Below are 22,133 nucleotides of genomic sequence, written 5' to 3' on the forward strand. Positions count from 1 at the left end.
TTTTATTATTGAAATGTCGCTTCGTCAAAAACCCACATAAACCAGCCTGCAAACCTGCTTACTGCTCCTGTTGGCGTCGGTAACAATCAATACCCCCTTCTTAAACAGGGCTATACCTTCCCAGTTATTTTTAACGCCATCAAATGAACGTACATATTTCCACTGCTTACTTTTACGGGTATCCAGCATCACAATCGCTGCGTAAGGATTATTGTGCAGGTAGTTAGGATTGGCGCTCAACCTACTACCAAGCTCCGGTATTAGTTTACCTATGGCCGCTTCAGGCTTCTTCACCCAATCGTTATTTAAATAGGCATCATAATCACCATTCCAAAAATAGTTTACACCGTAAATCTTTCCATCACCGGCTGCCGCAATATCCGTGACCCTGAAATACAGCAATGGCGTTTTAATTTGCTCAGGGGCTTTACTAAAGGAAGTATCTATCAAATAGCCGCAGCCACCTTTGGGCATGGCATTAAACTCATAATAAGCCAGCAATTTGTTTTCTTTAGGGAGATAGGTAACACTTTCAAAACCGGCATTGCTGATGGATGGATATCTCCGCAGGGAAATAAAATGCTCCGGATCAATTATCACTTCTCCTTTAACGGTATCTAATTTGCCCTTCAGCACAAAACAGTATGGGTATTTATCATCCGTTTCTATAGAAAGGAACACCGTATTATTAGCGATGCTGATAGCTTCAAAGCCTTCATAGTTTGCCTTTACAGAATCGGGCAGCAAATTCAGCCCTTTTACGCTGATGGTTTTATAGGCTGATAATGCTGTATCCTGTCCGTCAATAACCCGGTTGATGCTATCTGCAAAGATGCTATACAGGTTAAATGTGCCATCCAATTTTGTTTCTTTATGATCGCCGTATTGCGGTTCGAGGTAAAGACGGCCGCCATAAATGGTCACACCCGAAAATTCTTCGTTCACACCGTTGATGGCTTTTGGTAGAGGGATGTTTTTATATACATTTTGTGCCCTTGCGGCCATTGCCGAAAAGACGGTCACAACCAGCATAAATAACAATCTTCTCTTTTTCATATCACCCGGATAATGTTGATTAAAAGTAGATAATAAAGTCGGGAAATTTTAACCTCGCGTCCGTTTGTAAACGAGTGCTTAATATGGTTTGCGATCGCATTACCATTAGCGTTGCAACACACCCAGGTTACGCACTCGTTTGTAAACCAGCGCGAGTTAACATTTATAAATGTAAACCCTACGCTAATCAATAAAACCTGCTTTAACACGTTATATATTACCACAAGCGGCTAAATAGTGTATATTGGGACTTAACAGAGCCAGATTTAACAATTATCACCAAACATTGTGAGTGTTAAACAGATATATCTGCCGCGATATATAACGATTTAACACTTTTTAACATTTAAGCATGGATTTTAGTTGGCGAAAAATTGAGCGGGTGTTTAAGTTTGCCTACCGAAACGAAAAAATTAATGGAAGAACAAAATAGTTACACTGGAAATGTTTCATCAGCAGCTCCGGCAGCTCCAACATCGTATTCAACCGATATCAGGGCGCTGAATGAAATGATACAAAGAGAAAGCGCGTTTATCGATCTGCTGATCATGGAGATGGATAAGGTAATAGTTGGGCAACGTTACATGGTTGAGCGATTGCTCATCGGTTTACTTGCTAACGGGCACATTTTATTGGAGGGTGTACCAGGATTGGCAAAAACGCTTGCCATCAATACCCTGTCAAGAGCTATCCAGGCCGATTTTAGCCGGATCCAGTTTACTCCGGATTTGCTCCCTGCCGACGTGCTGGGTACCATGATCTACAACCAAAAAAAGGAAGAGTTTATTGTGCGTAAAGGCCCCATCTTCTCCAACTTTGTTTTAGCCGATGAGATCAACCGTGCACCAGCCAAAGTGCAAAGTGCGTTGCTTGAAGCCATGCAGGAGCGTCAGGTAACTATTGGCGATACCACGTACAGGCTTCCCGACCCGTTCCTGGTATTGGCAACTCAAAACCCTATTGAGCAGGAAGGTACCTATCCCCTGCCCGAAGCTCAGGTTGACCGTTTTATGCTTAAAGTAGTGATCAAATATCCTAATAAAGAGGATGAGAAAAAGATCATGCGCGCCAACATTTCACCGGCCGGCATGAATAAGCCAAACGCTATCATCAAGCCGGAAGAGATCATTAAAGCCCGCCAGATTGTTCGCGAGGTTTACATGGATGAAAAGATAGAGCAATACATCATCGATATTGTTTTCGCTACCCGTTTCCCCGATCAGTTTAAGCTTGCCAAATACAAGCCGCTTATCACATTTGGTGCCTCGCCAAGGGCCAGTATCAGTTTGGCACTTGCAGCCAAGGCTTATGCCTTTATCAAACGCCGTGGTTATGTGATCCCGGAGGATGTACGCGCTGTTTGCCACGATGTGTTAAGGCACCGTGTTGGCTTAAGCTACGAAGCCGAGGCTGAAAACATCACCAGTGAGGATATTATCACAGGAATCCTGAACGCTGTTGAGGTACCGTAATGGCCGCCCCACCCAAACCTTCCATGAGAAGGGAGGGCTTTAAGAAAAAGGGCATTTAATTAAAATTAACTAAGACATTCAAAAGTCTCCTCTTCCGGGGGAGATTTAGGGGGGCGCCTATGGAAACCAAGGATCTGCTAAAAAAGGTTAGGAAAATTGAGATTAAAACACGTGGCTTAAGTAACCACTTGTTTTCGGGTGAGTATCATTCGGCTTTTAAAGGGCGCGGTATGGCCTTTAGCGAGGTGCGCGAATACCAGATCGGCGACGAGATCCGTACCATCGACTGGAATGTGACCGCCCGCTTTAACCACCCCTACGTAAAAGTTTTTGATGAGGAGCGCGAGCTTACCGTGATGGTGCTGATGGATGTGAGCGGGTCTGAAAACTTCGGCACGCAGAACCAGCAAAAGCAGGACCTTGCTACCGAACTTTGCGCGGTACTGGCATTTTCGGCCATACAAAACAATGATAAGGTGGGTGTGATCTTTTTCAGCGATAAGATCGAGAAGTTTATTCCGCCCAAAAAGGGCCGTAGTCATATTTTAATGATCATTCGCGAGCTGATCAATTTTCAGCCCGAAAATAAAGGGACCAACGTAGCCGGGGCATTAAAATATTTTACAAGCGTTATTAAAAAGAAATGCACCGCCTTTGTGATCTCTGACTTTATTACGCCCGAGTTTGAAAACGAGCTCAAGATCGCCAATAAAAAGCACGATATCATTGCCGTAAAGCTGTACGATAAGCACGAAGAAGAGTTCCCGAACCTGGGCCTCATCCCGGTTAAGGACGAGGAAAGCGGGCACATCATGTGGGTTAACACCGGCGATAAGGCTGTTCGCGATGCCTTTAAATGGGATGCTGTGAAACGCAACGCCGCCCTGCAAGATGCTTTTCGCCGCTCGGGGGTTGACTATACTACCATTGGCACACATGAATCATACGTTAAACCATTAATGACATTATTTAAAAAGCGGGAAGGCCGGCGGTAAAATATATGAACAGGTATATGAAATACACCCTGGCTATGTTGGTATTGCTTGCAGGCTTTTACCAAACAGGCAGGGCACAAAACTTTGGGGCAAAGGCTACACTGGATAAAAAATCTATCCTGATAGGCGAACAAACACAGCTCAACTTAAGTATTCGTTTTCACGCTAAGGACAGCATCGGATTTCCTAAACTGGCCGACAGCATCGGCAAGATCCGGATTGTAAACTTTAAGGCAGATACTGCTTTTGATAAGGGCGATCAGTCTATCGAAACCATCAACAGGCATTATACCATTACCGCTTTCGATAGCGGCACCTATATCATCCCGTCATACGCCTATAAGTCACCGGTAGGCGACTTACTAACGGATACATTGAATCTTGATGTCAGAACTGTTGCCGTTGATACAACTAAAGCGTTCTATGACATTAAACAGCCACTGGCTGTTAAATACACTTTTTGGGACTGGCTGCGTGATAACTGGAAGCTGGTTACAGGTATATTGCTTGGCTTGATCATTATTGGCGCCGTGGTTTACTATTTGTTAAAACGGCCTAAAAAGGAAGTGATTGTTGAAGAAGTTAAGCCCGATATCCCGTTGCATATCCAGGCCCTTCAAAAACTCGAAGAGATCAAAAACAAGCAGCTTTGGCAGCATGACCAGGTTAAACAATATTATATCGAACTGAGCGATGTGGTGCGCGAGTACCTTGAAAAACGGTACAACATCCAAGCCCTGGAGCAAACATCCGAAGAGATCTTTGCCAGCTTAAGGCGCATGGACATAGCCAGCGAAGACAGGAACCTGTTAAGGCAATTGCTCATACTTGCCGATATGGTAAAGTTTGCCAAAGAGAAACCCGCGGCCAATGAAAATGAAAAGAGCATGGAAAACGCCGTTACTTTTATTAAAGATACACAACCCCATGCCAGGCCAACCGATGTAAATGTGAAGGGAGATGAGGCAAAATGATTTGGTTTAAAGGAATAGAATTTGCTCATCCGGGCTTTTTCTGGCTGCTGATCAGCATCCCGCTTATGGTGGGCTGGTACATTTGGAAACAAAAGCAGTTGCAGGGTAACCTGGCTATGCCTACTATCAGGGGTTTTGCCATGATCACAAAAAGCATGCTGCCCCGTTTCAGGCATTTGGGCATTATATTACGCTCATTGGCAATGGCAGCATTGATCGTAGCACTGGCAAGGCCGCAATCGTCATTAAGCTGGCAGGATACTACTACTGAGGGCATCGATATTGTTATTGCTTCTGATATCTCCGGCAGTATGCTCGCCGAAGATTTTAAGCCCAACAGGCTTGAGGCTGGTAAAAACATCGCCATTGATTTTATCCAGAACCGCCCTAACGACAGGATAGGCCTGGTAGTTTTTAGTGGTGAGAGTTTTACGCAATGTCCGCTCACCATTGATCACTCGGTACTGGTAAACCTTTATGCCGATATAAAAAATGGGATGATTGAAGACGGTACTGCCATCGGGATGGGCTTGGCTACGGCTGTAAACCGTTTAAAAGATAGTGAGGCCAAAAGTAAAGTGGTGATCCTGCTTACCGATGGTTCAAACAACTCGGGCTCTATCCCTCCGGTTACCGCTGCCGAAATTGCCAAACAATTTGGTGTTAGGGTCTATACAGTAGGCATCGGCACTAACGGCTTTGCACCTTACCCGGTTCAAACTCCAATGGGCATCCAATATCAGCGCATGAAGGTTGATATTGATGAGGGTACATTGAGCAAGATCGCCACAATTACCGGCGGTAAATACTTCAGGGCAACCAACAATAGTGCTTTGAAGGATATTTACGAGCAAATTGACAAACTGGAAAAGGCCAAGATAGACGTTACCCAATACCGCAAAAAAACAGAACGGTTTTTGCCGTTCGCCATTATTGCGCTGGCGCTTTTATCGTTAGAATTTTTAACAAGACACACCCTGCTTAAGGGAGCTATAACATAACAGCATGCTACGTTTTGCAAATACAGAATTTTTATGGGGATTGCTTGCTATTCCGCTGCTGCTCTTTATTTTTTTGAGGGTAAACTGGTGGAAACGTAAAGCCATAGCCTCCTTGGGTAATAAGGAAGTGGTGATGCAAATGATGCAGCAGGTTTCCTTTTCACGCCCATGGATCAAATTTATCTTTTTTATAGTGGCCTATGCTCTGCTTATAGTGGGCATAGCCGATCCGCAGCTGGGTTCAAAAACCGAAGAGGTGAAACGCAAAGGTGCAGATCTGATGATCCTGCTTGACGTATCCAACAGTATGCTGGCGCAAGACCTTGCCCCTAACCGTTTGGAAAACGCCAAACGTGCGTTATCCCAATTGATTGATAAACTGCATGACGACCGTATCGGCATCGTTGTATTTGCGGGCCAGGCTTATGTACAGCTTCCGGTAACTACGGATTATGCGGCAGCTAAACTGTTCCTCAATACCATTAATACCGAAATGGTACCAACACAGGGCACAGCTATTGGCGCTGCAATTAATTTAGGCATGCAGTCGTTTGATTTTAAGAACGGAACAGGCAAGTCCATTATCATTATTACCGATGGTGAAAACCATGAGGACGATGCTGTATCGGCAGCCAAAGCCGCTTTAGCAAGAAATGTTACGGTAAATGTAGTTGGAGTAGGTTCGGAAGAAGGTGCACCAATCCCCATTTATCAAAACGGCAAACAAACCGGTTTCCATAATGACAGTACAGGCCACCCTGTAGTAAGCAAGCTGAATGAGCAAATGGGCAAGGAGATTGCCGAAGCAGGAAACGGTGTTTATGTACGTGCCAATAATGCCAATAGCGGCCTCAACATTGTAATGGACCAGATAACCAAGGTGCAGCGCAAAATGACGGATACCAAACAGTTTAAGGATTTTGAAGACAGGTTCCAGTTTTTCCTGGCAATTGCTTTTGTATTGTTATTGGCCGAGTTCTTTATTTCCATCCGTAAAAACATGCGCCTGAGTAAGATCAAATTATTTGAAGTAAAAAACACATGAAGCAATATATCATAGCCATTTTATTAGTGCTGCAGGCTTCATTTATTTTTGCCCAGCAGGAAAAAAAATACCTGAAGCAGGGTAACGAGCTTTATCAGCAAAAAAAGTTTAAAGAAGCTGAGGCGGCTTACCGCCAAGCAATGAGCAAAAAGGAAAAAACCCTGGAGGGTAATTTTAACCTTGGCGACGCCATGTTTAAACAGAAAAAATATGATGATGCAGCGGCGCAGTTCAATAAGCTGGCAACGGGATCCATCGATAAAAATGTAAAAGCAGGCGCCTATCACAACATCGGCAATTCATTTTTGACCGAAAAGAAATACCAGGAAAGTATCGACGCTTATAAAAAGGCCCTCATTAATAACCCTAAAGACGAGGAAACCCGGTATAACCTTGCCTATGCTCAAAAAATGCTGAAAAACCAGCAGGATAAGAATAAAGGCGGCAATAAGAATAATAAGGATAAGGACAAAAACAAGGATAAGAATAAAGATAACAAAGACAATAAGGACAAGGATAAAGACAAAAAAGATCAGGATAAAAATAAGCAGGACCAGGACAAGAAGGATCAGGATAAGCAAAAACAGGATCAGAAAGATCAGCAGGGACAACAGCCTAACCAGTTGTCAAAAGATGACGCTCAGCGAATGCTTGATGCCCTTAACAATGATGAAAAGCAAACCCAGGATAAGCTTAAGAATAAAAAATTAAAAGGTGCTAAGGTGCCTATTTCAAAAGATTGGTAAAATCTTGTTGTTTTGTAGATACTAATGAAAATTAAACTTTCCATATTAACGCTGCTGTTGTGTTGCTCAAGCCTGATTTTTGCGCAGGTAAAGTTCACGGCATCGGTAAATAAAACCACCATAGGCACAGGCGAAGTACTTGAAGTTACTTTTTCTATTAATGCCAATGCCGATCGTTTTGCGCCTCCTTCATTTGGTGGTTTCCAGGTGGTTGGCGGCCCCAACGTATCCAATAGCATATCCATGATCAATGGCGTTACCTCTGCAAGCATCGCATACGGGTATGATCTTGTACCAACTAAAGAAGGCGAATTAACCATCGGCCCTGCTACTATTATGGCGGGCGGAAGGCCTTACAGCACTGCCCCGATTAAAATTAAAGTGGTAAAAGGCCAGGGCGGGCAGGCTAACCAGCAAACTCAGCAACAAAGCAGCAATGGCCCGGATAGCCGCAACATTCAAAAAGGACGTGTAAGCGATATCTCCAAATCATTGTTTTTACGTGCCGAGGTAGATAAAACAACGGCTTACATGGGTCAGCAGATCATGATGAACCTGCGCCTTTATACCCGGGTTAACATCGCCAACGGCGAACCGGAAAAAATCCCTGATCTGAACGGTTTTTATAGCCAGGAGATCAAAAATACTAATCCCAACGCCCAATGGCGCACCGAAATTTTAAATGGTGTACGGTACAACGTAACCGATATTAAACAAACCGTACTGTTCCCAGAGCATGAGGGTAATATCACTATTGAGCCTTCTGTCATGAACTTTATAGTAAGGCAACAGGCCGCTTCATCATCAGGCGACCCCTTCGATGCATTTTTTGGCGGATATGAGGATGTGAAGTACAAGATTAAAAGCACTCCTGTTGTCATCCACGTAAAACCATTGCCATTGGCAGGCAAACCTGCTGAGTTTACCGGCGCTGTGGGTAAATTTAATATCGAAGCTTCGCTTGATAAAAATGATGTTAAAGCTAATGATGCCATTAATTACACCATAAAGGTAAGCGGCGCAGGCAACCTGAAATTATTAAAACCGATAAGCCCAACTTTCCCGGCTGACTTTGAGAAGTATGAGCCCAAGATAACCGATACAATTACCATAAACGCCAGCGGGGCATCGGGCAGCAGAAAATACACCTATCTGCTGATCCCAAGGCACCAGGGCGATTTTACTGTCGACCCGGTTAAGTTCGCATACTTTAACCCTGCTACCGGCAGGTATGTTACTTTAACTACCCAGGCATTCCATATCAAAGTAGCTAAAGGTACCGGCGATGGTAGCAATGTTACCGCCTTTTCAAACGCGGGTAAACAGGATGTTAAGCTGCTAAGCAATGATATCCGTTACATAAAAACCGGCAGCGAGCTAAATGAAGTAAGCAGCGATTTTTATGGATCGGGATTATATTATTTCCTGCTGATATTAGGTCCGGCAGGTTTCCTGGGGGCTTTAATTTACGGTAAATGGCGCGATAAAAACAACGCAGATATGGTTGGTTTAAAAAGTCGTAAAGCAGGTAAAGTGGCAGCTAAACACCTGGCCAGTGCCAAACAGCAATTGAACGATAAAAAGGCATTTTATGAAAATCTGTTCCGCGGTTTATATGGTTACCTGAGCGATAAGCTTAATATCCCCTATGCTGATCTTAACCGCGAAAAGATAGCTTCGGAACTAAAAGCCCGCTCGCTTGATGAAAGCCTCATTAATGAGATGTTGGACACACTCGATCTTTGCGAAATGGCGCGTTATGCCCCGGTATCAGGCATTACCGAGCAGCAGGTGTTTGATAAGGCACAAAACATGATCAATAACATTGAAAATAAAATATGACATGATGAAGCGCATTATATATCTACTGCTCACCATCGTTATGCCTATATATGCATTAGCTAACGATGAAGCTAACATCCTGTTAAAAAAAGGGAACGACCAGTACGCCAAAGGTCAGTATAAAGAAGCTATAACCACATACCAGAAAATTGTGGATGACGGGCACCAGTCGGCATTGGTTTATTATAATCTGGGCAATGCCTACTTTAAAAATGAGGATGTACCATCTGCCCTGTTGTATTATGAAAAGGCGCATAAGCTTTCGCCCGGCGATGAGGATATCAATTTCAATATCCAGTTTGCCAATCAAAAAACAACCGATAAGGTAGAGGCAGGTACCGAGTTTTTCATAACCAAATGGTGGCACTCGTTTATTCTCCGTTTTTCGTTAACAACGTTGGCAGTGATGACAATCCTATTCATTATTGCAGGATGCGCATTGCTGATCGTATACAGGTTCGCTAATTCGGTAAGCATTAAAAAATGGTCGTTTTATTCGGCTTTAGTGATCTTGCTTTTCGGTTTTGCAAGCATGTTTGTTGCAAGTCGCCAGGATCAATATTTTAACGCACACCATGGCGCAATCATTTTCAGCACATCTGTCAATGTAAAAAGCGCGCCAACGCCCAATGCTAAAAACCTGTTTCTGATCCATGACGGTACCAAGGTTGAAATATTGGAAGATAACAACGGCTGGATGAAGATCAGGCTGGCCAGCGGCAACGAGGGCTGGATCAATGCCTCGGATGCTAAGGAAATATAGTTTTTGGGGAGGTGAAAGGATAAGGTAAAAGGCGAAAGGTTGCTTTTTAAACTCAATTCAACCGTTTTCTGGTCGAAGTTTAGCGATAGCGTAACTTCGTCCTAAAACCGTGGAAGCATTCTGCTTCCGATGATCTCTATTGTTGCAGCATGGTTAAACTGAAAGCTTAAGTTATTTTAAGTCCAAGTTACGCTATCGCTAAACTTGAACCAGTATTTGTGTATTTGCCTTAAGCTTTCGGCTTTAAGCTATGTTTCGCTAACAGCTCCAATACATCCTCTTCCGTTCCGGTAAAAGGGCCTGACGATTCTATTTTAAAACTGGCCATGGCAGCGGCAAACTCACCTGCTTCCTGGAAATCTTTTCCTTTGGCGCGTTGGTATAAATAGCCTGCCATGTAAGTATCACCGCAACCAGTGGCATCAACTACTTCAACCGGTTTATATGCCGGGATCTGGTAATAAACACCATCGGTATAAATAACCGAGCCCATACTGCCCAGGGTTACTACCACTTCTTTAACCCCCCATTCGTTCAACACTTTAGCACCTTCATGGATATCAGTAATACCGGTAAGTACTTCCATTTCGTGCTCGTTCACTTTCAGGATGTGGATGTGTTGCAGGGCTTCGCGCTTTTCGGGCCAGTCGATAGCCACTACGTTTTTATCTTCTACTTTACGCAGATAGCCTTGCGCGTCAAGAGAAAGCTTTCCGCGTTGAGCGAGGTCCTTTATAAATTCTACGGAGATATCATCGGCCAGTAAAGGGCCCAAATGATAAACATGGGACTGGATCTCATCAAGCTGTTCAATGGTAAAAGGATCGGCTTTTTGCAGCACACGCTGGGTGCGGTGATCCTGATTAGCAGAGTAAATATTTTCAAAATAAACCGTTTCGCCGCCAGTAGTGGCATGAACTTCAATACCCTTGCCGCGGAGTTTTTCAACCACCGGCATTTCGCTTAAAGCCAGCGAAGTAACCAGTGTATAATTAACATCCATATTACGGATGGCGTTTGAAAAATAAAAAGAAGTACCGCCAGCCATATGCTTCACCGCTTGCGGTGTCACTACTTTATCTAACGTAATATGCCCTACACAACAAATATCGTACATGAAATTCCCCTATTATGATTTGATACTCAGCCCCTATTATTTAAAATAAACGGCAAATGTAAGAAATAGGATTTTGAGTACAAGAAGTTATCTGTTTTGTGACAGGGAAATCACTTTACGAATTACCTGGAATTTATACGATGCTCAACACATCCGCCCCAGCCATTTCAGCCAAATCATCAAAATATACCGATGCAAGATGCTCCCAGCTTAAACGACTGCTGTATTGAAGCCCTTCTTCAATAAATTGTTCTCTCAGACCATTGCTTTTAAGCAGTATTTCAATCCGCTCAACATAGCAGCCTGCATCATATGGTTCGCATTTAAAACCATTAATACCTTGCTCAATAAAATCTTTTGAACCGCCGCCGTCGGCAATAACGCACGGTACTCCCGATGCCATAGCCTCAAGTACTACATTACCATAAGCCTCAGATACCGAAGGAAACAGGAACAAGGTTGATGACGCGTATAAAACCGAAAGTGTTTTATGATCTACCTTACCGGTAAATACAGCGTTGGGCATCTTCGCTTCACAGGCTTTGCGCGCAACGCCGTCGCCTGCTATTATGAAGTTAACTTCGGGATGGCGGTCCTGCATAATGGTATAGATCTCAAACAGGGTTTCCAGATTTTTTTCCCAAACCAAGCGGCTTGCAAACAAAATGGTAGCATTATCATTTCCTGTCAACGAGCGCAGACTCTTTTTATGCCGAGGCGAAAACAGGCTGGTGTCTATTCCTCTCTGCCATAGTTTCATACGATAGGTATCAACCCCCATATCAATCAGTTCGTCCTTCATGGTAACTGAAGGCACATAAACCTGATCGCATTGATTATAAAAAGCCTTGTGACTTTCCGTCATCATCTGTTTAACCTTATTGATCAGGAAGGGGGTATGTTTCAGGTAATAATCGATATAGGAAATAAAATGGGTGTGGTATATGCTGATAACAGGCAAGCCACGGTGGGTAGCATACTTTAACGCAAAATTGCCCAAAAGCGATGGCGTAGCGATGTGTACAACATCAGGCGAAAAATTATCTATCTCATCTTTTAGCTCGCCCATCACCAGAGCAGGTATCGCCATAGTGTAACCGGTGTTGATTGGCAAGGTCAAAGCCGGCACTTTTAATGATTCAAAACCCGCTATGCTATCCGGCCCGGCCCCGTAAATAAACAAAAACTCAAAAACATTACGATCAATCCGTTCAATAAGCTGATGCATCGTACGTACTGCACCGTCAAAATTTTCAATAAGTATCTCGGCAAAAAAAGCCACTCTGATCTTTTTCATCTTATTGACTGATTAGCGGTTATTACTTTGTGTTTACCTTCGCATATCTTACAGGTTCCGGCCCCGTCATCAGAAACTCCCTTAATTCGGCTAATTTATCGGTGTTGATCAGGTCTACCTCACATTCAAGCAAGGCCTTCCATACTTCCTTGTTTTCGGGAGAAGCCCACAGGCGTACCCGTTTTTTATGGTGATGCGCAGCGGCTACGTAATCACGAAGCAGTTGTTTCTGATCTTCAGGCATGGGGCCTTTACCTGTCCAACTGATCAGGCGCGAATATTTGCAGCTGGCAGTTTTATAAACAGTGTTTGAAAGCGTATCGGTATGTACCTGCATCAAATCTTCATCAATAAAAGCATACCGCTGTTTTTGTGCCTGAAGCATTTTATAAGGCTTATTGCCGGTTATAACAATGGTTACGCTGCCTTCTGTTATTTCGCCGTTATTATAGCTCGACAGCATTGGCGCGTAGCGCTTTAATACTTCCGACAGCTTTGCATAGGTTTTTTCAGCGTCGGATTTGATATCTATCATCAGGGTAACAGGAGAAAGCGGATACACCACCTCCCTGTTTTTCCCTTCATAACAGTTAAACAATGGCTTTAAATAAAGCTGCTCCAGGGTGCGTTTTTTTTGAAAAGCGGGCAACATATGTGCAACCAGCAATTCGTCATCACGCAGGTAAATATCAGCTTCTATGTTTTGAAAACCGTTATCCAAAGCATCGTACAGCGGTCGGTTGTGCCAGTAGTCATTATGCGCGAAACCTTTAGAGAGCGGGTTATTTTGAGCCTGGCAGGTAATGGCTCTGAAGGCAAGGATAACAAAAAACAGAAATTTCAGGTGCTTGTGGCAAAATGCTGCTTGCATCGTAATTTGTATTTGTTGCTACAAATTTACCCTCCCGATATGTACAGGCAGTTATGTCATGGTAAAGTAAAAGCATCAATTGCTTTAATTTATTGTAAATGGCTTAACATTTTCATCACATTAAAATATACAAACCAACACTTTTCGATTAAGGCGGATTCATATTAAATATGCATTTTATAAACACGTGTTAGTAAGCTATGCGGATCTGCGAAGGATTAATTCGGCAAGCTGCTGCCAGTTAGTGGCTCTTTCGGGAAGCGCAAACAAATCTGAGATAAGCATAAATATGTCTTCCGCACTTTTACCCTCCTGCCTTAAATATCTTATCGATGTTGAACCGGCCGATTTGGATAGTTTTTTACCATCCGCTTCAAGCAACAGTAGATGATGATAAAATCTGGCATCATTAAAAGCCTGCTTCTCCAGTACCGTTGCCAGTTGAAGTTGTGCCAGTGTTGATGCCCGTAGATCTTCGCCTCTCACAATCAGATCAATGCCGTAAAACAGGTCGTCAACAATTGAAGTAAGCTGATAGGCCGGGAAGCCGTCTTTTTTCCTGACCACAAAATTTTCCATTTCGACAGGTAGTTGTGCCTGGATAATAGTACCATCATAGTTTTTCACCTGTAACGAAACTGCATTATTGGTATGTAATCGCAAGCTCGCGTCGGGGGTATTAAGGGGGAACTGCTTCGCCAAACAAGTGCAACCTCCAGTTTCACTAAGTTGTTTGCGGGAACAGGTGCAGGCAAAAACAAAATCACCCGCAACCAATTGATCAAGAGCTTCATTGTACAGCTGCATCCGATGAATTTGGGAGAATTGGGATTCAAAATCATCCGCATCCCGCGGGCCTTCATCCCAGGGGATCTCCAAAAATCGTAGCGTATCGAAAATATCAGTCAGGTATTCCCGGTTAACCCTTGCCCGGTCGAGGTCATCAATCCTCAATAAAACTTTAGCGCCATGCTTACGCGCCAATGCCGCGGTGATAGAAAAAGACAGCACATTGCCCACATGCAAAAACCCGCTTGGCGTTGGTGCCATGCGGGTTTTATTAAAATGTATCGGTGGGATTGTCAATTGTTTTTATGATTAATGAACGAGCCAAGATACAAAAGATGGGGAGGAATGAAAAGATTGGCTATGCCAGCAACGTCCCCCCATCAACCACCAAATTCAATCCGGTTCCAAAGCTTTGTTTCATGAGATAAACAAAAGCAAGGGCAACATCATCCGCATGGCCAACACGGCCAAGCAACAACGTATCTTTTGCCCAATTATAAAGCCCTTCTTTATCTTCGGCAGGCAGGCTATCCCAAAGGTTAGTATCAATTACACCGGGTATTACGGCGTTTACGCGTACAGGAGCAAGCTCAACGGCCAGGGCTCTTACCAAACCTTCCATAGCACCGCAAATGCTGCTGGCTATCGACCAGCCGGCTGCCGGTCTTGTTCCCGCCGTGCCCCCAGTTAGGTTTACCGAGCCGCCCTCATTAATGAACGGGGCACCATACTTGACAGCAGCATAAGCCCCCCAATAGCGGAGATTAAAGAACTTACGTGCGGCCTCGATATCTGTTTGGTCGATATTATTCAAATTAAGGTTTTCGGCAGCGGTATAAACCAGGTGATCGAACTTCCCGGCCTGCTCAAAAAATGATTTTATATTTTCCTCATGCGATAGATCCACGGCGTAGCCTTCAGCATCTTCAGGCAATTGACTTAAAGCGTTATTGATCTTGCTTTGATTACCTGAAACTATCACCACATTTGCACCTTCGGCAGCAGCAGCTTTTGCTGTCGCGAAGCCTATACCAGTACTACCTCCCAATATAATTACCCTTTTGCCATTTAATGACGATTTGTTTTCAATTTGACTGTTCATAATGTTTATTCTTTTTTAGACACCGCAAAGTTCCCCCATAAACAATCGGCTGCACTTACCATTTGGTAAAAAGCGATTAGCCTTCAAAATTTATAATGCTAAATTTGAGCTATGACACTTGCAGACCGGATTATCCGATTCAATGAACAATTAATTTATACCGGCGATCCTTTACCCGAAGGTATCCGCATTATGAACCCGTTTAAGGAGCATCCGCAAACTATGCGTATTGTTGATGAGTTTTATCATAAATATTACAACGATAATCAGCAGCGCCACATCATTTTGGGCATTAACCCGGGCCGGTTTGGGGGAGGCTTAACAGGCATTCCTTTTACCGACCCTAAACGATTGATCTCCGAATGTCATATCAATTATGAAGGCAAAATGTCGCACGAGCCATCATCGGTATTTGTTTACGAAGTGATCAATGCCTTTGGCGGACCGGAAGCTTTTTATAAGCAGATCTATATCAACTCCCCTTGTCCGCTCGGTTTTACCAGTATTAATACCAGCGGCAAAGAAAAAAATTATAATTATTACGACAGCAAGGAATTAACCCGCGCCGTTTACCATTTCATGATCGAAAACATCCGCAAGCAGATTGACCTGGGCATTAATACCGAAAAATGTTTCTGTTTTGGTACGGGAAAGAATGAAACATTCCTGCGCAAGCTAAATGACGAATATCATTTCTTTGGCGAGATCATAGCATTGGAACATCCCCGCTTTATCATGCAATACAAAACGGCAAGCAAACAATTTTATATTGATAAGTACCTTACTGCTTTTGAAAGTATTGCGGGGTAAACGGATACTTATTTCATGGTAAAACACTTATATTGTGTGCACCAATCAATTAGCCTGTAAGCAATGACCCCAAGCAAGTTTTTAGTATTTCTACTCTTTATTTTTCCTTTTATTTCAAAAGGTCAATCAGTATCTACCAACAATAAACTCATTTCGCCCCGTATCAGGGTGATCATGGATAATGATTTTAGCGGAGACCCGGATGGCTTATTTGCGCTTACACATTTGGTATTATCCCCATCGGTTGACGTTAGAGGGATCATCGGTTCGCACCTGAATGCCAATGATGGGTTCGACAGATCTAAAACCCAGGCGGAGAATGCGGCAAAAAAGGCTGCAGACCTGTTAGCCGTTTTGAAGATCAAAGATCAATTCCCGGTAATTGCCGGCTCCAATACGGCTATGGTGAACGATAGCACCCCGGTTAAAAGCAAGGCTGTCGACCTGATCATTAAAGAGGCTTCCCGTACAGATACTTCCCTGCCATTGTATATCCTTTGCGGCGCCGGGCTTACCGAAATTGCATCGGCGGTATTAACCGAACCCAAAATTGCTGATAAACTTACATTGGTATGGATTGGCGGCCCGGAATACAGCGACCTGGCATTGCCCCCGCCAAATTACAGCAGTCCTGAATATAACCTCAATATCGATATCAATGCAGCAAGGGCGGTGTTTAACCATTCGCAATTAAAGCTTTGGCAAATCCCAAGGGACGGGTACCGCCAGGCGATATTGCCCTATTCTGAATTACAACTTAAAATAAACCCGCAGGGTGAAGCCGGTAAATACCTCACTGGCGTACTTGAAAACTTAATGGCCCGCATCCAGCAATTCCATCTTAATTTAGGCGAGACCTATATTTTGGGCGATAGTCCGCTGGTTTTGCTTACCGCCTTGCAATCATCCTTTGAGGCCGATCCTTCATCGAGCGAATATGTGTTAAAGCCCTGCCCACTCATTAATGCGCAGGGTGGGTATGATTATAATGCCCACGGTCGTAATATCCGTGTTTATCGCAGGTTGGATATCAACCTCATGTTCAATGATTTTTTTGCCAAACTGGAGCTGAATAAGTAAAGGCAGCAGCCTGTATATTTTTAACTATAAACGGTTTATTTAGTATTACCTTAAGCGCTGTTTTGTACTTATTTTGGCCTGATCATAAACCTTGATATCATGCTTAAACAAATTGGCAAAAAAGCTCAAAATATGCTCCTGCTTACTTCATTGTTATTTGCGGGGAGTCAAACTTTTGCCCAAACTAATGATACATCGCTACCACGGCTTATCGAAAAAAATGGCAGGCACGCATTTTTAGTTGATAGCAAACCCTTTTTGATGCTGGGCGGCCAGGCGCATAACTCAAGCGCATGGCCTGCTTTAATGCCGGGTGTATGGAAATCAGCCGGGGCAATGCACCTTAACACGCTCGAAGTGCCCATTTACTGGGAACAAATAGAACCCCAGGCCGGAAAGTTTGATTTTGCGCTGGTTGATACCCTGCTTACCCAGGCCCGGCAGCACAACGTACATTTGGTGCTGCTCTGGTTTGGCACCTGGAAAAATGGCAGTAACCACTACATGCCCGAATGGATGAAACGTGATGCAGAAAAATACCCAAACATTACAGGTAAAACAGGCAAGCCCATTGATTCGCCCTCCCCGCATTCAAAAGCTACTTTAGATGCTGATATCAAAGCGTTTTCGGCGGTAATGCGTTACTTAAAGCAGGCCGATGGGCAATATACCGTAATCATGGTGCAGGTTGAAAATGAACCGGGCTCATGGGACACCATTCGCGACCATTCAGCTAAGGCGCAAAAACTGTTTGAGGGCGATGTGCCGGCCCAACTGTTAAAACCAGCAGTACTAAAAGCCCTGAATGTATCGGAACACTCAAAAGGCTCGTGGACCAAAGTTTTTGGCGACAGGGCTGACGAATATTTCCAGGCCTGGTCAATAGCCCGGTTCATTGAACAGGTTGCGGCAGCTGGAAAAGCAGAATATCCGCTTCCATTGTATGTGAACGTGGCCCTTCGCGATCCGCTTACCAATCCGACGGCAACCCATTATGAAAGTGGCGGTGCAACGGATAATGTGATTCCGATCTGGAAAGCAGCCGCCCCATCCATCGACTTGCTTGCTCCTGATATTTACCTGTCGGGCAGTGAAAGGATATTGAAAGTAATTGACTTATATACCCGTGCGGATAATACTTTATTTGTACCCGAAGCTGGTTTAATTGCTGATAATGCCAAATATTTTTATGATGTTTTGGCCCATGGCGGTATTGGTTTTTCGCCTTTCGGGATAGATGACAATGGCGATAGTTCAAACGATGATCATTTGGCCGAGCTACTTTCCCCTTTTGCGGATGAATATGCCGTGGCAGCACCAATGATGCGGGAGCTGGCACAATGGGCATTTGAAGATAAGATCAAAGCCGTTGTTGAACATGAAGATGGTGCGGAGCAAAGCATTAAACTTGGTGCCTGGGATGCCATTGTAAAATTTGGCAGCGGTCGGGGTGGTGAACTTAAACCTAATAAAGACCATAACGGTAAAGCCATGATTGTTAGCCTTAATGAAAATAAATTTATCATGACAGGCACAAACTGCCGCATCACTTTCCGCCCGGCCGGCAGCAACACCGGTAAGGCATGGCAATACCTCAAGGTTGAGGAATACTGGTATGATCAAAGCGTATTTAAATCGCTTCGCATCCTTAATGGTGATGAAACAGACTGGGGAGGGCCTGCAATTGGCGATAAGCCAAGGGTACTTCGGATTTCGTTGGTGGTAAGGTAAAATTATTAATGTAGAGACGCATAATTGCGTCTCTCTCAGGCAGGTCACGCACGCAATTTTGAATTAAACGTGGCTCTGTATATTTGGAGACGCAACTATGCGTCTCTACTTTACCCCCTATTTCACCTCATAAACCACCGCCTCATACGGCATCAGCGTGCCATTTTTTGATGGCTTTTGATAATTGCCGATTAAAACCGTTGCATTACCCAAATCAATACCCGTTTGAGCCGGAACTGTTTTACTCGTAAAATTCAGGAGTACCAGCAGCTTCCTGCCGTTCAACTCCCTGGTGTAGGCATAAGTATCGGGGTTTTGCGCGTCGAGCAATGTATATTTTCCGTATACCAGTATCGGATTATCCTTCCGAAGCTTTACTATCCGCCTGAAATAATTCAACGTGCTATTGGCATCTTTTTCCTGCGCAGCAGCGTTGACACTTTTATAATTGGTATTTACCTTTATCCAGGGTGTACCCGTTGTAAAACCGGCATTGGCCGTGCTGTTCCATTGAAATGGAGTGCGCCCGTTATCACGGCTTTCAAAGGCTATTCGTTTTAAATAAGCGGGCAAATCAGCGCCGATATTTTTTTGCCGCTGATATTCGTTCAAGGTTTGCACATCGCGGTAATCATCAATTGTTGTAAAACCAGCATTGGACATGCCCAGTTCATCGCCATTATAATAATAGGGTGTACCACGCATGGTCATCAAAAAGGTGGTCAACATTTTTGACGATACTGCCCTGAACTCTGGGCTATCATTGCCGAACCTGCTTACCAACCGGGCCTGGTCATGATTGGCTAAGAATATTGATAACCACCCCTTTGATGCAAAGGCACTATCCCATTTGGTAAATACCTGTTTTAAGTGAACTACGCTATAGCCTTCGGGTTTGGCAATATCCACACCTTCAAATGCGTAAGCCATGTTCAATTCATTTCTGTCGGCATCAACTAAATTATGGCCGTCTTCAAAAGTATTGCCTGCACCTTCGGCTACACTCATTACGTTATATTTACTGAGCACTTCTCTGTTCATTTCCTGCAGGTATCCGTGCAAATTGCCCTGTACGCCGTAATATTGGGTAAAGTTTTTTTCAAACCCTTTCGGAAAGGCCGGAAAGGTAGTATCCTTTGCAGCAAATTGGAAGGCATCCAGCCGGAAACCGTCAATCCCCTTATCAGCCCAAAACTTCATTATGCCGTATACTTCATTCCTCAGTTTTGGATTTTCCCAGTTAAGGTCGGGCTGCTTGTGCGAAAAATAATGCAGGTAATAGGCATTGGTAAGCGAATCATAACGCCAGGCATCGTGGTTTACGTCAAATAAACTGTAGCGATAAGCGGGTTTGCCCTTTTCGGCGTTCCACCAGTGATAATATTCCCGGTACGGATTTTTGCGCGAGCTCCTGCTTTGTTTAAACCATTCGTGCTCATCGCTGCTGTGATTTACTACCAGGTCCATCACCAGTTTTATACCGCGGGAATGCATGCCTTTCAGCAAAACATCAAAATCATCCATGGTTCCAAAATCCTTCATGATGTTGCGGTAATCGCTTACATCATAGCCATTATCGTCATTAGGCGAGCTGTAAATTGGGTTAAGCCAAACAACATCAACACCGAGGCTTTTGATATAATCAAGTTTGGAGATAATGCCTTTCAGGTCACCAATACCGTCTCCATCGTTGTCCTTAAAGCTTCGGGGATAAACCTGGTAAACTACGGCTTCCTTCCACCATTTGCGGTCAATGGTGTCTGCTCTGCCTTGATTGTTTTGCGCAGCCCCTGAAAAGGCAACAAACATAAAAACAATGAAGGCCACAAAACGAAAGTAAGGTACGTTCATGATCATAATTGGTTAAGTTTTAGCAGGACAAAACTGACTTTCTGCGGTTTATAACAAGAGAATATTAAGGTAGCAATATTTAAGCGGAACAAAAAATAATGCAACTAAATCCGTTGCCTTAGCGCCCCTACAAATTTAAAGTTCAAACATTATGCACATTTCGGGGTTTAGAAATGAGCTAACACCTATCACAATTACACAGTCAATAAATTGAATTTTAATTATTTATATACGTTAGCGTGCATCACAAAACACCACATAAAATCTCTGCCCTGCTTTTAAAAACAGTTTTATTCATACTATTTACAGGCATATCGGTACATGCTTTCGGCCAGGTACCTGTACCTGCCGATTCGGTAAAAGCCGATTCATTGCGCATTAAAGAAAAAGTAGTACAACCGGCCAAACCGACTGATACTTTATATAAACAATATGACTTTGGCGACCTGGTGCGTAACATACTTCATCCCGGCCGACCGGCTGCAGCCGCCAATAAAAAGTCATCGGGAATCACCATCATACCCAACGTGGCATCTAATCCAACCATCGGGTCGCAAATTGGTATCAAGGCTGTAGCCGGAAAAAAATTAGGAAACGATCCTAATACCCTGCTTTCGGTTGCTGCCACATCGGCTTCTATTACTACCAAGGGGATCATCTATTTTTATATCAACCATAACATATATACACCGGGTAATAAATGGAATTTTCAGGGCAGTTTGGTTGCAGCCAAAACGGTATCGCCCGATTATGGTTTGGGAATTGGCCAGGCATCAAGCGGCAGCGAAGCCGACCAGGTGCTGGCCAACCCCGAGCGTAAAGGCAGGGCGCTGCATTCGCAATTTTATAATATCCGCGAGAAGGTATACAAAGAAATTGATAAGGGGTTATTTTTAGGTGCGGGCGCTTCCTTTGATATCAGGCGAAAAATTGAGGATACCAAATCAACAACTGATCTTACCCCATACAATATCTATAGCGACCGTCATGGATTTGCCCGCGACCATTATGCTGCTAACGGCTTGCTTTTTAACTTACAATACACTACCCGCGACAACCAAAACCGGGCCTACAGAGGGATTTACGTCGATGCAGGCTTCCGCATTAATCAAAGCTGGATGGGAAGCTCCAAAAACGCGGTGCAGTTCACTACCGATTTCAGGAAGTATTTCAGCCTGTCAGAAACTAACCCCGAACATGTTGTTGCCTTCTGGAACTGGGGCTCATACCTGATCAGCGGCGACATCCCCTATCTCGAGCTGCCAGGCACCGGCAAAGATCCTGGCTTCCGGAGCGGCAGGGGTTATGTAGTACAATATTTTAAGGGTACGCAATACAATTACTCGGAAGTAGAATACCGTTTCCCGATACTGCGGAATAAATTTGTAAGCGGCGTGGCATTTGCCAACCTGCAAACAACCAATGATGAGTCGGGTACCAAAATATTTCAGCAATGGCAACCAGGCTATGGCGGCGGCTTGCGCGTATTATTTAATAAAGCAATACGCACCAATCTTTGCCTTGATTACGCCTTTGGCAGGTATGGCTCAAAAGGCTTCTTTTTGGGCTTGAATGAGGCGTTTTAAATACC

General features: G+C 43.9%; 19 protein-coding genes. 12 read left to right on the forward strand and 7 right to left on the reverse strand.

Annotated features, from left to right (window positions below):
- Positions 1-24: 24 nt before the first annotated feature.
- Positions 25-1,056, reverse strand: a complete 1,032-nt coding sequence (locus ACP26M_RS20535) for a hypothetical protein (protein ID WP_426582833.1) — start codon at positions 1,054-1,056, stop codon at positions 25-27.
- A 416-nt stretch (positions 1,057-1,472) separates the two neighbouring features.
- Here ACP26M_RS20535 and ACP26M_RS20540 point away from each other — a divergent pair, with 416 nt between their 5' ends.
- From ACP26M_RS20540 to ACP26M_RS20575, 8 genes are all read left to right on the forward strand, one after another.
- Positions 1,473-2,528, forward strand: a complete 1,056-nt coding sequence (locus ACP26M_RS20540) for an AAA family ATPase (protein WP_426582835.1) — start codon at positions 1,473-1,475, stop codon at positions 2,526-2,528.
- A 119-nt stretch (positions 2,529-2,647) separates the two neighbouring features.
- Positions 2,648-3,523, forward strand: coding sequence for a DUF58 domain-containing protein (locus tag ACP26M_RS20545; protein ID WP_426582837.1), 876 nt, complete (start codon positions 2,648-2,650; stop codon positions 3,521-3,523).
- A 17-nt stretch (positions 3,524-3,540) separates the two neighbouring features.
- Positions 3,541-4,497: a hypothetical protein gene (locus ACP26M_RS20550; protein ID WP_426582839.1), complete on the forward strand. Its 957-nt coding sequence runs from the start codon at positions 3,541-3,543 to the stop codon at positions 4,495-4,497.
- Positions 4,494-5,498: a vWA domain-containing protein gene (locus tag ACP26M_RS20555; protein WP_426582841.1), complete on the forward strand. Its 1,005-nt coding sequence runs from the start codon at positions 4,494-4,496 to the stop codon at positions 5,496-5,498. Before ACP26M_RS20550 ends, ACP26M_RS20555 begins: the two co-directional genes overlap by 4 nt.
- 4 nt (positions 5,499-5,502) lie before the next feature.
- Positions 5,503-6,543, forward strand: a complete 1,041-nt coding sequence (locus tag ACP26M_RS20560; RefSeq protein WP_426582843.1) for a vWA domain-containing protein — start codon at positions 5,503-5,505, stop codon at positions 6,541-6,543.
- Positions 6,540-7,289, forward strand: a complete 750-nt coding sequence (locus ACP26M_RS20565) for a tetratricopeptide repeat protein (protein ID WP_426582845.1) — start codon at positions 6,540-6,542, stop codon at positions 7,287-7,289. Before ACP26M_RS20560 ends, ACP26M_RS20565 begins: the two co-directional genes overlap by 4 nt.
- A gap of 24 nt (positions 7,290-7,313) precedes the next feature.
- On the forward strand, positions 7,314-9,131 hold the full coding sequence (locus ACP26M_RS20570) for a BatD family protein (RefSeq protein WP_426582847.1): 1,818 nt from the start codon (positions 7,314-7,316) through the stop codon (positions 9,129-9,131).
- A 1-nt stretch (position 9,132) separates the two neighbouring features.
- Positions 9,133-9,894 (forward strand): tetratricopeptide repeat protein, encoded by a 762-nt coding sequence (locus ACP26M_RS20575; RefSeq protein ID WP_426582849.1) that lies wholly within the window; start codon positions 9,133-9,135, stop codon positions 9,892-9,894.
- 229 nt (positions 9,895-10,123) lie between these two features.
- Here ACP26M_RS20575 and ACP26M_RS20580 read toward each other — a convergent pair whose 3' ends face one another.
- The 5 genes from ACP26M_RS20580 to ACP26M_RS20600 form a co-directional block, all read right to left on the reverse strand.
- Positions 10,124-11,011 (reverse strand): PfkB family carbohydrate kinase, encoded by an 888-nt coding sequence (locus tag ACP26M_RS20580; protein WP_426582851.1) that lies wholly within the window; start codon positions 11,009-11,011, stop codon positions 10,124-10,126.
- A 133-nt stretch (positions 11,012-11,144) separates the two neighbouring features.
- Entirely contained in the window at positions 11,145-12,308 is a 1,164-nt protein-coding gene (locus ACP26M_RS20585) for a glycosyltransferase family 4 protein (RefSeq protein WP_426582853.1), read from the reverse strand.
- 22 nt (positions 12,309-12,330) lie between these two features.
- The gene (locus ACP26M_RS20590; RefSeq protein WP_426582855.1) at positions 12,331-13,179 is read right to left on the reverse strand and encodes a phosphatidylinositol-specific phospholipase C/glycerophosphodiester phosphodiesterase family protein; all 849 of its coding nucleotides are present in this window, start codon (positions 13,177-13,179) and stop codon (positions 12,331-12,333) included.
- 198 nt (positions 13,180-13,377) lie between these two features.
- Complete coding sequence (locus ACP26M_RS20595) at positions 13,378-14,229, reverse strand: glutamate--tRNA ligase family protein (protein ID WP_426582857.1); 852 nt, start codon at positions 14,227-14,229, stop codon at positions 13,378-13,380.
- A 97-nt stretch (positions 14,230-14,326) separates the two neighbouring features.
- Positions 14,327-15,070 (reverse strand): SDR family oxidoreductase, encoded by a 744-nt coding sequence (locus tag ACP26M_RS20600; protein WP_426582859.1) that lies wholly within the window; start codon positions 15,068-15,070, stop codon positions 14,327-14,329.
- A gap of 111 nt (positions 15,071-15,181) precedes the next feature.
- On the opposite strand from ACP26M_RS20600, the gene ACP26M_RS20605 reads away from it, so the two are divergent.
- The 3 genes from ACP26M_RS20605 (at position 15,182) to ACP26M_RS20615 (ending at position 18,691) form a co-directional block, all read left to right on the forward strand.
- Positions 15,182-15,880: an SMUG2 DNA glycosylase family protein gene (locus ACP26M_RS20605; protein WP_426582861.1), complete on the forward strand. Its 699-nt coding sequence runs from the start codon at positions 15,182-15,184 to the stop codon at positions 15,878-15,880.
- A gap of 63 nt (positions 15,881-15,943) precedes the next feature.
- Positions 15,944-16,960 (forward strand): nucleoside hydrolase, encoded by a 1,017-nt coding sequence (locus ACP26M_RS20610; RefSeq protein WP_426582863.1) that lies wholly within the window; start codon positions 15,944-15,946, stop codon positions 16,958-16,960.
- Between the two features lie 99 nt (positions 16,961-17,059).
- Positions 17,060-18,691: a DUF5597 domain-containing protein gene (locus tag ACP26M_RS20615; protein ID WP_426582865.1), complete on the forward strand. Its 1,632-nt coding sequence runs from the start codon at positions 17,060-17,062 to the stop codon at positions 18,689-18,691.
- A 117-nt stretch (positions 18,692-18,808) separates the two neighbouring features.
- On the opposite strand, the gene ACP26M_RS20620 is transcribed toward ACP26M_RS20615, so the two are convergent.
- The gene (locus tag ACP26M_RS20620; RefSeq protein WP_426582867.1) at positions 18,809-20,542 is read right to left on the reverse strand and encodes a glycoside hydrolase family 13 protein; all 1,734 of its coding nucleotides are present in this window, start codon (positions 20,540-20,542) and stop codon (positions 18,809-18,811) included.
- Positions 20,543-20,781: 239 nt separating this feature from the next.
- On the opposite strand from ACP26M_RS20620, the gene ACP26M_RS20625 reads away from it, so the two are divergent.
- The gene (locus tag ACP26M_RS20625) at positions 20,782-22,128 is read left to right on the forward strand and encodes a BamA/TamA family outer membrane protein (RefSeq protein WP_426582869.1); all 1,347 of its coding nucleotides are present in this window, start codon (positions 20,782-20,784) and stop codon (positions 22,126-22,128) included.
- The last annotated feature ends 5 nt before the right edge of the window (positions 22,129-22,133 follow it).

The sequence above is a fragment of the Mucilaginibacter sp. R-33 genome (genome assembly GCF_049949235.1).
Classification (GTDB): domain Bacteria; phylum Bacteroidota; class Bacteroidia; order Sphingobacteriales; family Sphingobacteriaceae; genus Mucilaginibacter.